Below are 15776 nucleotides of genomic sequence, written 5' to 3' on the forward strand. Positions count from 1 at the left end.
TGAAATGGTGCATTAAATCGAAAAAACAATTCAATTATTAAACACCTGCATTAATATTGCAATAATATGAGTCCTGAAGAACAAATTAAACTCAATCAGATTTCCGGCCATACCAATTGGACATGGACCCAAATTCTCTTTTGGCTCATATTTTATACGATCTGGCTTTATATAGCGCCAAGCACATGGCCTCAGGCCCTGGCTGCTATCTGGAGCCTGGGAAACACCATTTTCTTTGTCCTCACAGTTAATATTAACCTATGGATTTTACTCCCCAGATTAATTCAATCCCAATCCATTATAACTTACACCGGCTTCATCATTGGGATGGCGCTTATTCTAACCCCCATCAAAGTTTACTTCAACCAACAATTATGCTTGACATATGAAATACAATGTCTTGAATGGGTACTTGATTCCAAAATTAGTTTTATCAGTTTGTTGGTTATAACAGCCATTTCTTCCTTGGTAAGAATTCCATTAGACTGGCTTAAGGTTCAAAAAGAAAAAAAAGATCTCATCACAAAAAACATCCAGACGGAATTACAATTCTTGAAAAATCAAATCAACCCTCATTTTCTATTCAATACATTGAATAATTTATATGCTCTTACTTTAAAAAAATCCGATTATGCTCCAGAGGTTGTTCTGAAACTTTCTGATATGATGAGGTACATGTTGTATGAATGCAATGAAAAAGTAGTTCCTTTAGAAAAAGAAATTCTTTATATAAAAAATTATATAGAGCTGGAAAAAATAAGATTAAGTAAAAATGCAGACATTGAAATTGAAGTGACAGGCAACATTGACAACACAAAAGTAGCGCCACTCCTCTTCATTCCGTTTATTGAGAATAGTTTTAAACACGGACTTAAAACTAGTTTAGAAAAAGCCTATATTAAAGTAAGTTTTATAGTTAGAAATGACACCATTGAATTTATTGTAAAAAATTCCAAATCTCAATTAATGCCTGGATTTACAGGTAAAAAAATTGGTGGAATAGGGCTCACAAATGTAAAAAAGAGACTGGAGCTAATTTACCCAAACTTACATTCATTAAAAATATCAGAATTTCCTGACTCCTATGAAATTCACCTCTTCCTTTTTATTTCAAACAAAAATTAATCTTTATGATAAAAACATTGATTGTAGATGATGAACCTCTAGCGATTGAAATACTGGAGGCCTATGTATCCCAAATTCCCCAATTACATTTGGTGGCAAAGTGTTCAAATGCATTAGAAGCCAACAGGGTGCTTCAACTTGAAAAGATAGACCTAATGTTTCTAGATATAGAAATGCCTTTATTATTGGGGACTGATTTCTTAAAGTCACTTCAAAACCCACCCAAAGTAATTTTCACCACAGCTTATCCTGAATTTGCTGTCCAAGGTTTTGAGTTAAATGCGCTTGATTATTTGTTGAAGCCAATATCCATGGAAAGGTTTGTAAAATCCATCAATAAATTGTTTGAAAAAAATGAATTTGACATTAAGCCTGAAATTGAACAAAATACTGAATATATTTTTGTCAAGGCAGATAAAAGACTTATCAAAGTAAACTTTAGTGAAATCCTCTACATAGAGGGGTTAAAAGATTATGTTATCATAAGAACTGACCAAAACAAAATTATAACACTACAAACCATGAAAAGCCTGGAAGAAAAACTTCCATCTACTAAATTCATTAGAGTTCACAGATCGTTCATTGTCAATCTCAACAGAATTAACGCAATTGTAGGGAACGCTATAGAGATTATTGAAAAAGGACAAAACAAACACATTCCTATAGGTAATAACTACAAGGAAGAAATAGAAAAAATGATTGAAAAGAGAAAACTATAATTTTATTAATAAATTAAAAAAATTCTGTTATTCCTGTTAAACAGCCTTTCATTTTTCAGCAGTTATTAAAAATAAGAAAGTGCCCTCTGGGATCAAAGGACACTTTCACTAAACCGATTGATTAACAATGATTATTTAGATAGTATCATCTTCTTAGTTGCAACAAATTCTGAGGTTTCCAGGGTATAGTAGTACACACCTGAATGATTGCTGAATTCATTCTGATCGATTTGAACATTATTCACCCCTACCGAAGTTTTAATTTGCTTCACAAGCAACAATCTTCCGGATAGGTCATGAATTTTTATCAAAGCACTGGACTGAACTGGGGTATAAAAAGCAATATTTGTTTTGTCGCCGAAAGGATTTGGCGTATTCTGGAATAGCTCAAACTTCACAAGTTCTTTGTGAGAACTTCGATCTCTAAGTTGAATATCCAATATTTCCAATTCATCTGTATAAGCTTCGACTTCAATTCCAGAATTCGCGACAGTAAAATCATTGGCAGGATTTATTGTATGATTAGATTTGACAATGATATAGAACAAAGGTAAATTACTTGATGCCTTAATAGGGTCGTTGCCATTCCAACTCATTGACAAAATGCCCTTCTCCCCTTCTAACAGACTGTAATTTCCCTCCGTAATTATAGCTTGACCGGATTGAACAGAAACAACCTCCAATACATTCGGATTATATTTCCATGACAATTGGAACCCAGATATTCTATTGTTCCATGAACCAAAGACGGGAATTCTCATTTGATCACCTGGCAACAATGACTTATCTTCCAGTTCAAAATAAATTCTACCAGCAGTTCTGCTTTGTGATGCAAGTGCCAGGTTAGTCTTTGCCGTATAGTTAATGTCTCCAATTTTAATAGCCATAAAATTATTGTCTTTAACTTCCCCTTGTAAGTTATCAACATGTATAAATTCAGGCCATCCGTTGTTTAACCATGGATTGGTTTCATCTTCAAATTTAAATCCACCTTGAATAAATCTCCATGATTTCTGATTGTTTTTAAATTTGTCAGACACGCCTAAGACCAGTTTCCTTAACTCTGAAATATCTGCAGCAGTTATTGTTCCTGAATTATTGGCATCTGCAGCAATATATTTATATGGAGAATCAAATGTTTGCTGGCCAAGAATATGTTTCTGAATCATTACAATGTCAGCTGTAGATACCCCATTGGCCGGATCATCATTCTTATAAGGTGCTAAATCGTATGATTCACCAAAAGGTAGGTCTAAAAAGGTAAACAATCCTTCATCCGGGGTATTAATCTCACCCATTTTTGAATTCAACTTCTTCAGTTCTATGGTTGCATTTTTCAAAGGAGCATTTGTATTTGCACTGATCAATCCTGAAACAGTTCCTCCATTGGTCAATCTGTTTGGACATGCATTTCCTGTATTATCCTGAAGAGTTAGTGTTGTGATACAAAACTCTTGATTACCATCTTCATCCGTAACATATATCCTTACAGAAGTGTCTCTTGAAATTCCATTAGGGATATCGCTGCACCTAAAAGTCCTTGCTGTATCATTTACATTAGCGGTAAAGGAATATTTCAACTTTGGCTTCGCAGTACAATTGTCTTCACTCTTTTCGTTAAAATCAATTGCCTTAACTGTAACTGAACCATTAGACGACATCACAACAGTGATTAATCCAGCTTTACAGAATGGTGTTGGTGCCTTACAATCTTTAACAGAAAATATCTGATCACATGTCCCGGTATTTCCGCATAAATCAGTCACAGACCATCTTACTCTGTGCGTTCCTCTTTGATAAGTTCCAGAAGCATTTTTTGTATTACCTGTCACTTCGACTGAACCATTGTTATCGAAGTCAATGGTATAACTCCATTTCAAGGAAGTTGTATCCGTGCAATCATCTGTCGCGTATCCATAAAGGTCTACAAATGCCGAACAAGCGGATCCTTGAGCACATACTGGTGCTTTAACGCCACAGCTAACCGGATCTATTGTAGGTGGTCTGGTATTTTGAACTTTAATAATTTGATCAAATGTCCAAACTCCAGTTGGCGTTTGAGAATTTACATCATATTGACACCAATCAATAACCCTCCAATGACGAATGATCTTAATACAGAAATTTTCAACATTATAAAACTTTTCATCATCATATCCTCTGATAATATTGGCACAAGGTCTTGCAGCCCATCTAGGGAAAGAGTTAATTAAATTTGGATCTGCATCAGTGATTTTGCAACCAGCCACAGTGATATCTGCCCCCGGCCAGGAAATTTGAGAAAATGTCAATGGATTAGGATCGACAATAGTTATTTTTTGATCACACAAATCAAATCTTCCACCCGGATCTTCAGCTCTCCATCTTCTATTGATTACGCCAGTAGCACATTTAAATCCAGTAGAATCATCTTTATAAGTAATTTTAATGCCAGGGCAATTATCTACAGCTGTAGCCTGTCCAACATTTGCAAAATTATAAATATCCGTTGTGCAACTTACGATTACATCTTTTGGACAAGTGATATCTGGTGATATTTTATCCTGAACTGTGACTAAAACCATACAATCATTAAAGTTACCATTCTTATCGATGACTCTCAAGGCCACCATAATCGGGCTTTGCTGAACATCTTCGCAACAGAATTTGACGAATGGACCAAATGTTGTGTTGCCTAATATGTTGCAATTATCACTCATCCTTCTGACCAATACTGAGTCAACAGCACAATTGTCAAAACTGCCCTGATCCAAACTGGCTGCAAAAATCTTTGCAACACCGCTGTCTCCAAGAGATACTACAGTATGTTCATCACAAACTGCAACTGGATCAAGGTTGTCTTCAATTATCACTTCCACTACACATCTGGTTTCATTACCACATGCATCAGTCACCGTGTATCTTACCCAAGAAGTATCTGCAGGCAATCCAGAAATTCTAACCTTCCCACCACCCAAATAAGTTACACCGTCAGTTCTAAAATCTCCATCTTCTGGAGTTCCATCAGGGCCTGCTTTCTTAAAAGAAACAGCCAACGTGGTAGGACTGCAATCAAGTATCAAGTCCGGTCCACTTACCGTTGCTGTTCCTGTACAGGAATAATAGTCCATTGGAAATACTTGATAATTGTTGGAGCATGCAATAATCGGCGCTTTGTGGTCAGCCACTTTTATCAATTGATTGCATTCAATATATTGACCTGTACACCAGTCAAAAATTTTCCAATTTCTGAATATTTTAAATGAATTGCCACAAATAGGAATCTTAAGATCCCTATATGACACAGCAAGATGATCGCAATTTACATTTAAAGGATATCCTGTACCCCTCCATATTAATTGTCCAGCAGCATTGACATAATCATAAGGAGATGGATTTCCATTATCTAAGGCATTCCAACCTGATGGATAAGGTCCGGAGGCCGGTTCTTTATCATCACAGTTTAAAGCAGGATTGGTAAAACCATCAAAATTTGGTGGACATACGATACCTAGCAAAGTACTTTGTTGAACCAATATTCTTTCTTTACAAGTAGTTGTGTTTCCCTTACAATCCTTTGCAACCCATGTTCTGTCATATTGAGCATAATTCGGTTGATTGCAGCCATACTTTGTGTAAATATCAAAATAACATAGTTCTACATCACAACAAAGATCAAATCCCCTAACTGTAAAACATTTATTGTCTCCGACAACCGGAGTGATGGTCGCAGAAGGAGGCACAGGAAATCCTAAAGAAGCCGGACTTACATCATCAGAGCAATTCACTCTAATATCTGCAGTTCTACAAGTCAGATTAGGTATAAATTTATCTTCAATAAAAATATATCCCCAACAGGTAATACCTGAACATATATGCCTTACATGTACTCTCAGTTTTTTTCCTAAGTGTGAATAATTCACCAAGTTACCAGGAATGATACTTCCATCTGTATTATACACCGTTACTGCATAACTGTCATCAGGATAGTTACTGCCTTCAATTACAACAGAAGGAGTAATCAGTGCTTCACAACGGTCATTCAACGAAACATTTACAAGGTCGTCGCAAGCCAAAGCAAGGTCACCTTCCACCACTACACTGCGAAGTAAAACGGTGAATCCGTCTGTGGCCCTCACATAAAAAGTGCCACCTACTGATCCCCAGTTTATTGTAACTGAAGTCGCAGAAGAAGATGCAATTGTTCCACCTCCATTAGGCAAACTAAATGTCCATGCTCCGGCGGCAGGACTAATGTTGTAAACTCTGGATGCACTGTTAGGACACACACTGGTGTCAGTTCCGAACTGTGCCACCAAGGATTGTGCTTGAGAGTTGTAACTTAGAGCCATCCACAATACTGTTGCAAGCAATAGTTTGAGACCAGCCCAAGGTTTAGTAATAATTGGATTCATAAGACCAGTTTTATTTTGTATTGAATTTCTCATGTTCATTTTTTTAATCGGTTAGTTTGATTTTAAGCTTAGATATTAGCTAGAGTCCGGGAACCTTTCGGCTCCCGGCTTAGCCAAATTACCCAAGAACCGTTTATCTTATAACTACCATTTTACGTGTGGCAATGAAATTCTTTGTATCCAATTGATAATATAGAATTCCGCTATATTCAGTTTCTATATTAATTTCAGAAGTGTTAATCCCCTTTCTTCCTGTGAGATTATAAGTCTGTAATAATTTTCCAGACATATCGAATATACTTAACTTAACATTTTCGTCAGCAGGCAATCTATAAAAGACGGTAGTATTTCCAGTGAAAGGATTCGGAATGTTTTGGTACAATTCATAAGATCCTTCTAACGGTTTTTGCTCCTCAGATCTAAACAATAATTTCAAATCTGTTTCTTCATTTGCAATGTACAATTCTGCATGAAGGCCTGATTGACTTAACTTTAATGTATTGCCATTCAATTCCATATTCTGAAGCGCTCTAACTTTTAAATAGAAAAGTAATTGTCCCCTTTCAACTGACACTGTCTTGTCAGCAGACCAAGACATGCGCATTTCACTTGGTCGCTGATTCTTGATTGCAAAATGAGATGGATCAACATTGATTAAAGCACTTTCAACACCTTCAAAAATCAAGGAACCTTCTAAAGCTTTCAACTCAAATTGGAAACCATCAACAGCACTCATATCATTAGATGCATAGATTGGGATAGTATATGATTGTCCCATCTGCAATGTTGATAATTCCATTTCAAGACCGGAAATTTTCAAATTTCGTTTGTTTGCAGAATTTCCTAATCCTGTGCTTGCTTCACCACTCACATCTCCAGTCTTTATTGCAACAAAATTGTTTTCCATCATTTCATGATCCACATCTTTCAAAGTTATACTAGATGGATACTTGTAAGGATTAGAAGGATCAAACACAAACTTTGAATCTACAAAATTCCAAGAAGTGTTATTTGGAAATCCTTCTGCAATTCCTAAGATTAACTTTCTAAGATCAGCAAGATCTCTTGCTGTTACAGATTCTGATTTGTTCACATCTGCTGCAATTAACTGATACGGACTTGGTAATTCCTGAATTCCCAAAATGTGTTTTTGAATCATCACAATATCTTTGGTACTAACACCTTCCAAAGGATCTACATCCAAGGCAGGCTTAACAAAATAGCTTTCATCCATTTTCAGATCAACAAAACTAAATTTACCATCCTGATTGGTCATTTGCTCTAACACTTCCCCCGTAGTTTCCTGTATTACTTTAACAGGTACACTTTCGGCTTTTGTATTATTAATCACAGTGATCAAACCGGCAACAGTAGTTGAATTGACATTTCTATCCGGACAAACATTTTGATTGTCTTGAACAATAAGAGTTGTACGACATAAATCTTGATTTCCAGCTTCATCTGTTACATATACCTCTACATTAAAAGTATCAGATTTACCATTGTCAATATCGCTGCAGCGGATCGTTCTGGAAATGTTTGTGATGTCAGGACTGAATGAAAATTTTAGATTTGAAGCTTGCGTACAATTATCGGAACTACCCAAGTCAAAATCTTTAGCCCAAATGGTTACTTCCCTATTGCTAGGCATAATTACAGTAATGATGCCTGGATTACAATAAGGAGTTGGTGCTTTACAATCCCTAACTTTCACCAAGTAGCTGCAAGTTGACTTATTGCCACATTGGTCACTTACGGTCCATGTGACTTTATGCGTTCCTACTTCAAGCGACGCATTGAATCTTGGATTCGATCCATTTGCATCAACACTTCCATTATTAAATTTATCCAAAGCATAAGACCAAAGCAACTCATCTTGTGGCGTACAATCATCTGTTGCAGTAGCACTGAAAGATGCATTCACCGCACAATTTTCTGTTATGCAAAGTTCTCTGTCATCACAAGAACTTGTAAAGTCTGGCGCTTTGGTATTATTTATTTTTATAACCTGTGTGTGATACCACACTCCGTTAGTTGGATTATGTGCATCATAAGTACACCAATCTATAACAGTCCATTGTCTCAATATTTTATAACAAACACCTTCGACGAAATTAAAACTAAGATCTTTGTATGATGCAACCACCTGATTACAATGATCCTGATTTTTATAAATTGGCTTACCTGTTACATCTGTTGATACGCTATTCTTACAACCTGTAATTACTAAATCAGCAGGCCATATAATATCACTCAGTCTAAAAGGCATGGTATCTCTTACAGTAATAGTCTGTGCACAGGAATCTTTCCTTCCTCCATCATCTGTTGCAATAAACCATCTAGTGATTACACCGACTCCACAATTGGATAAACCATTTTCAATTCTTGTACTTATGTCAAACCCACAATTGTCTGTTGCAGTAGCAGTTCCGAATACGTTAAGATTACTTAAATCAGTCTCACAACTTACCACAGTATCAACTGGGCAAGTAATTACAGGAGGAAGTTTGTCTTGAACAATTACATCGACCATACACTCTGAACTATTTCCTGCTTTATCTAAAACTCTAAGCACAACTCTGATTGGATTATTTCTGATATCTGAGCAACAAAATGCCAAAGAATCTGCAAATGTTGTTCCTGCGATACCACATGGTCCGAAATTCATTCTTCTTACTTTGTATGAACCCATTTCACAATTGTCATGACTACCACCATTGAATACACTTGCCGGTATAGTTGCCCAGCCATTAGAGGTTAAGGAAACAACAGTTTTCTGCTGACATACCGCTACTGGTGGCGTTTTATCTTCAACAAATATATCGAAGGTACAAGGTGTACAATTTCCACAAGCATCACAAATCGTATAATAAATCCAATTACAACCCAAAGGCATATTGTCTACACGATATCGTCCATCAGGTAAGCGAGTAATATTTTTTGTAGATCCTGTAGTATTTGGATCCGGGGTGCAATCATTAGGATCAATTGCAGCCAGATGTGAAACCGAATAAGTCCAATTTGAACAATTTTCCAATACATATGGAATTCTACTATCCGGAATGATGCCTGGTAACAAATCCTGCGGAACAGGTAAAATATAAGAACCGGTACAAGTTGTAGGATTTGTACTAATTGTAATAGTTGTAGGGCATATAACTTTAGGTGCACTTTCATCAACAACTTTTATAAGTTGAATAAAATTTACACGATTATTCGGATCACACCAGTCTATAATCAACCATCTTCTTAATAATTTATAAGTACCGGGACATACAGCAATGGTATCATCACTAAAATCAAATTGAATGTTGCCACAGAAAATACCTAAAGGCCTTCCTGTTCCACCAATTAATTCGCCGGTGATCAAATCATTTTTAATTTCAGAAGTATCTGGTAAACCATTAAATAGTTTTTTCCATTTACCTGAACAAGAAAGTGCAGGTCGATTGCCCGGTTGCCCATCAAAATGAGGAGGCAAAGTAATATCTGCGATAGTACCTCTCTGTAAATCAATAGTGTCTGTGCAACAATTTGTATATCCTCCGGGATCAGTGGCACACCATGTTCTGTATATTGTTGCACTTAAAGCACGATTCAAGCAATCATACCTCACAATACTGTCACGATATTTCAAACTTACTGTACCGCAAGCATCAATTCCATTTACGATATATGGATAAACATTTGTATTTACAAATGCAGGATTTACTGGAAACCCAAGATTTATTGGATCGATACTAATACCACAGCTAAAAGTATCTCTCGGATCACAAACAAGTACGGGTGGAGTTTTATCTTCAAGAAGTAAATTCCCCCAACAGCTGTTTCCACAGACTATGTTTTTCACATTGACTCTTAGTTTTTTTCCAATCCAGGATTGCCCTAATGGCAAAGTGACTAGTTGATTATTATAATAAATGGTCACTTGATAAAAGCCTAAATCTGCGCATTCAGTAGATTCACCTTCCAATATCATTTGAGATACAATCTGAGCTTCACACATACTGTTTACAGAAACTTGAACAGTATTGTTGCAAGCCAATTGACAATTCGTCCAACAGTTTGGTATCGCAGATACATTTGAAGTTGCAACCCCACCAGGAGTAGGCAGTGAATTATTTACAGTCACTACATTGTTAAGTGTAGAAGGAGCACCTGCAGCTCTTGGATTAACTTGAAAGGTTACCTGGTAAATAACTCTTTCTCCTAATAGTAGAAATCCAGATCCATCTGTAAGATTGTCATTAGGGGCTCTTCCCGTGAAGGCTAGATTGATAATTCCACCCTTGTTAGGTAATGGATTATCAATAGAAACCAAAACAGGCGCACCAACGACACCAACCAATGCTGTACCAAAGTTAGACCCTAACCCTGCATTGTCACGCACATCCATATTCGCAGCGATCAAACAGTTGGTATTGGTTACTACTATTTGGTAGGTAACATCAATATTTCCCTGAATCCCACTGGTTGCAGGTGCGACACCCAACAAGGTTTTTGTAACGGTAAAACACTGAGCTTCTAGTTGAATGCTTATTCCAAAGGCACACAACAACATTACAACCCACTGCCTTAAATTAAGCCTACTTGTGCTTCTATTTAAGCTTGAAAGTTGTGTCGAAGTAAATAATTCGCTCATCTTGAATAATTTTTTATTTGTATTAATATTTTTCATTTATTGAGTTTTAATCTGACAATTTCTGAGATCCTCAAACGGTCCTTCGAGAATACCATGTGGTAAAAAAGGGTAATAAATTGGGGGGATTATAAATTAAATAATTAATTAATAAGGATCATTTTCTTTACTGCCCTATTATTCTCCGTTTCAAGGATGTAATAAAATATTCCTGTCTGATTTAAGTCTTTGTTATTAATCTGGATATTGTTTAAGCCAGATTTAAACTCTCTGCTTATTTGTTTAATAACCTTTCCGTTTACATCACAGATTTTTAACACGGCTAAGCCGGATTCCGGTAAAAGGAAAGAAATATCCGTATATGTACTAAATGGATTTGGTTTATTCTGATATAGATAAAATCCTTTTACTTCAGATTTGGAATCTAAAAATGATAACTTAAGGTTTATCTCATCATTTTGAGCACCATAAGCTTGTGATGAAAAATTTTCGTTACTTAAGGCAAATGAATTACTTAATTCCCCGCTACCAACGGCTTTAAAAACAAAACTAAACAATTCCTTTTCAAAAGACACTCCGGATGCCTGATCAAAACTCATACGAATTTTACCATTAGATATCATATCATGATTGTAATTGTAAGATTCTACAGTTAATGCACCAGATTTAATGTCTACAAGCTCAAGCTTAGCAGGATCAAACTCAAATTCTACCTGTAATCCGGTTAGCATATTCAATCCATTTAAATTCAGAGGTAAAATGATTTCTTCTCCATTTTGAAATTTCGTTTCACCGACTTGTAATGTTGCCTCTGCATAACTTCTTGACGCAACAGTTGCCAGCTGATTGGCTTTGGCATTGCCATTTATGTCTCCAAGTTTAACCGCCACGAAATTATTTTCTGAGATATCAGACTTTAAATTGTCCACTTTGATTACATCACTATATGACCAAGGTTGGGTTGGGTCTGAAAATTTATAATTTGATTCAACAAACACCCATGATTTTTTAATGGATAGTTCACTGGTGATACCAAGAATTAATTTTCTTAAATCTGCAATATCCCGTGCTGTAATACTCTTTGATTCGTTTACGTCTGCTGCTATTAATTTATATGGATTATCCAAAGGCGCGATTCCTAAAATGTGTTTTTGTATAATCACAATATCATTTGTGGTAACCCCATTCAATGCGTCATCATTCTTTACCGCTTTAATGGTATAGTTTTCAGAAAGCGGAACTGATGCAAATGCATATTGTCCATCCTGCTGGGTCATATGATATTTAGGCATAGAAGGCATGTTTCCGTTTATAGAAACCATGGCTTCTTGCAATGAACTTTTTTGTTCGGTAGAAATGGTACCTGAAACCAAACCTGCAGTAGTATTTCCACCACCTAAATTGTCCGGACATGCATTTCCTAAACCATCTTGTATAATTACCTTAGTTGTGCAAAAATCCTGATTACCAGCTTCATCTGTCACATACACAGATACATTTTCGAATGTCTTGGATATACCACGATCAAGATCCGCACAGAAATAGGTCCTTGATGCATCGGACGGATTGGAAGAAAATGAATACCTCAATCTACCGGCTGTTGTACAATTGTCAAAACTATTTGCATTTAAATCACTTGCCCAAATAGTAATTTGGCCAGTGGTAGGCATAATTACTGTAATAATTCCAGCACGACAAACAGGAGTCGGTTGTTTGCGATCCACCATCGTAAATAAATAGGTACAAGTAGTCACATTTCCGCATCTATCCTCCACAGTCCAGGTAATTTTATGCGTACCCACTGGATAAACTCCACTTGCATCACTTGAAGCACCATTTACATCAATACTTCCATTGTTACCAAGGTCAATTTTATAAGACCAAACTAAATCCTGATCATCTGTACACTCATCATCTGCTGTTGCAATCAATTCTGCAAATCCATTGCATTCACCAGAAATTGCATCGTAATTTCTATTGTTACATGAACTTGTAAAAAATGGTTTTTGAGTATTTTTTACTTTAATTACCTGAACGTCAGTCCATCGTCCTGCACCAGTAGATGGATTGTAACTACACCAATCAATTACCGTCCATTTTCGCAATATTTTGTAACATACATTTTCAACCAGACTAAATACTTCATCTTCATAAGTAGTCAAAATCGTTGCACAAGAAATATTTGCAGGCCATGTTGGTCGACCCGTCACGCTTGAATCAACACTGCTCAAACATCCTTCCAGTGTAGTATCAACAGGAAATTTAATGGATGCTCCATTGTATGGTTTAAAGTTATTTAATGTTATGGTTTGGACACATGTGTATGGTGAATTAAAATCATCACTAAAAGTATACCTTCTTGTGATTGCACCTGTACCGCAATTATTAATTGAATAATTTATAGATGAATCTACTTTAAGATTGCAATCTTCAATAACCAATCCATCATAACCCCATAGATGCGGTTGTACCCATGCTGAATTTGATGGATCATTAAGAATGATTTGCTTTATATCAGATTCATTTCTTCTATAGTATCCAAATTTATTAAGGTCAGTAACATCGTATCCACAACTAACAGTGATATTTGGAAGACAAGTAACCACTGGAGGTTTTTTATCCTGTACGGTTACAAGAACCATACATTCATTTGTATTCCCAGCCTTATCTTTTACCTGCAGTATTACAATAATAGGGTTGTTCACAATATCCTGACAACAAAAATCAACATAATCCGCAAAAGATGTATTACCAGATCCACCACAAGGTGATGGATTCATTCTTCTTACTTTAAATGAATCAAGTGCACAATTATCGTGAGACCCATCATCAAATGAAACTGCAAAAACATTTGCAGTGCCTGCATCAGTTAATGCTACAACAGTTTCCTGATGGCACACTGGTGTTGGTTTTGACTTTTCTTCAACAAATATCTCAGTTGCACATTCAGTTGAATTTCCGCATGCGTCTGTAACTATATAAAAAAGCCAGGACAACCCTACTGGCAGATCTTCAATATGAAAACCTATCAAATTTGTACCTGCATATCTTTTTGTCACGCCATCTCTTGTTGCTTCTAGTGAAGAAGGAATTACATTTGGTACTCCCCTCTTTACTAAAACATCATAACTAAGTGGGTTGGAACATTCAGTTCCTATAATTCTCGGCAAAGGAAGATCATATGATCCAGAACAGGAATGAGTAGCCGTCACAACAGTATCTCTTGAAGGACACACTAAAATTGGCCCTCTATCATCAACAACTTTTATTAATTGAATGCACGTTGTATCTTGACCAGTACACCAATCTGCAATAAACCATTCTCTTAAAATTTTGTACGACCCAACACAAACTCCTAATTTTATGTCTGTATATGTATAATTGATATTCCTACAATTTACACCTGTAGGAAATCCTGTAACACTCGGATGAGGATTTCCATTACCATCCTTTGCAAAATTTGCATTACATTGTAATGGGTCTGGATTTTTTGGAAGAGGCCCACCAAGATCCGGGTCAATTCCATCATAACTTGGGGGACAAACGATATTTGCTATAGAGCCAGCTCTGATTAAAATGGTGTCAGTGCATTTTGTTTGATTACCATATGAATCTGTCGCAGTCCAATCCCTAAAAACAGTGTCAATATATGTTACAGCCGGTGGACACACGACTTGAACCTCACGATCAGAATAAGTAAATAACGTAGGCCCACAATTATCATAAAATGAAGATGCACTCGTAAATGTATTAGGCTTTCCAACTACTGCGGTTGGGTTTGGTGCTCCAATTGGCTTGGGAAAACCAACACCCGGTGAAGTAGGTAAAATTCCGTCCCCACAATTAACAATTACACTTCTGCATGCTAAAATAGGTTTAAGTTTGTCTTCTACCCTTAAAACACCCCAGCAAGAATTACCTGAACATCGGTGGATGGCAGAAACTTCAAGAAATTTCCCGATATAACTTGAATTTACATTTGGACTTCCAGGAATTGTAATTTTAGTAATCGGGTCTCTTACAACGATATTGTAATCCGCATAATTAAACCCGTTGCCTTCAATTACCATCTCTGGAGTTACAACACCTTGACAAAATTCATCTAATGAAAGATTAACTGTATCATTACAATTCACCTGTGGTGCAGACAATGCCCCTACTCTAATACGAAATGTATCAGGAGTACAAGACAACAATGGAGGAGTTTCCACCATCCTAAATACAACATCACCCGGGGTATGCCAGGTAATTTGAACTGTCTGTAACACTTGAACGATTGTAGCTGACCCAGAAATTATCTGGAACGAATAACCATTCGCAATGTCAAAATTGTTAATAAAATAAGATGCCGGAGAGTTAATCTGGCACACATAGGCATTTGGCGCCAAATTTAATGTCGCACATGTCTGTGCCTCCAACTTTAACATGGAGAAAGAACCCACCAATAAGAACATGGGGATTATTCTTCTCAAAGTCCACGAAAAGGAAAAATTTGTAAATAACGGTCTTTTCATAAAAAATGAAGTTTTGTAAATTCGTTTTTGCCAAAATCAGTATGACTCTGCGCCGGCAACACAGATCCATGGGGGATATACTTGTGGGGGATATAACCAGATCAAATAATATCAGGGCACGAGTGACCTGAATTCACTTGATCTAATCTTCGCAATAAAGTGCAAGTAGTGTTCCAAAAAAGAGGTCCGGAATTGTACTCATGACTAAAATAGTTAATATATACATATTAAAAACACTTCACATATATTAACTATTACTAATTAATAATTTACAGTTAATAAAAATATCTTATCAGTGAAAATATTTTGTATAAGAAATATATCAAGCTTACTCATAATCATATCCACTCATCAAAAAAGGGCGATAATTGCTGTGTACAAATAA

General features: G+C 36.2%; 5 protein-coding genes. 2 read left to right on the top strand and 3 right to left on the bottom strand.

Annotation, left to right across the window (positions count from 1 at the left end):
• Window positions 1-66: 66 nt before the first annotated feature.
• Together IPJ53_10425 and IPJ53_10430 are read left to right on the top strand one after the other, a co-directional pair.
• Window positions 67-1125, top strand: coding sequence for a histidine kinase (locus IPJ53_10425; protein MBK7799520.1), 1059 nt, complete (start codon window positions 67-69; stop codon window positions 1123-1125).
• 5 nt (window positions 1126-1130) lie between these two features.
• Window positions 1131-1844 (top strand): response regulator transcription factor, encoded by a 714-nt coding sequence (locus IPJ53_10430; GenBank protein MBK7799521.1) that lies wholly within the window; start codon window positions 1131-1133, stop codon window positions 1842-1844.
• A 131-nt stretch (window positions 1845-1975) separates the two neighbouring features.
• Here IPJ53_10430 and IPJ53_10435 read toward each other — a convergent pair whose 3' ends face one another.
• The 3 genes from IPJ53_10435 to IPJ53_10445 form a co-directional block, all read right to left on the bottom strand.
• On the bottom strand, window positions 1976-6238 hold the full coding sequence (locus IPJ53_10435) for a T9SS type A sorting domain-containing protein (GenBank protein MBK7799522.1): 4263 nt from the start codon (window positions 6236-6238) through the stop codon (window positions 1976-1978).
• A 133-nt stretch (window positions 6239-6371) separates the two neighbouring features.
• Entirely contained in the window at window positions 6372-10880 is a 4509-nt protein-coding gene (locus IPJ53_10440) for a T9SS type A sorting domain-containing protein (GenBank protein ID MBK7799523.1), read from the bottom strand.
• 140 nt (window positions 10881-11020) lie between these two features.
• A complete protein-coding gene (locus IPJ53_10445; GenBank protein ID MBK7799524.1) occupies window positions 11021-15391 on the bottom strand; it encodes a T9SS type A sorting domain-containing protein in 4371 nt (1456 codons plus the stop codon).
• Window positions 15392-15776: the final 385 nt, after the last annotated feature.

The sequence above is a fragment of the Candidatus Vicinibacter affinis genome, from assembly GCA_016714365.1.
GTDB classification, from domain to species: Bacteria; Bacteroidota; Bacteroidia; order Chitinophagales; family Saprospiraceae; genus Vicinibacter; species Vicinibacter affinis.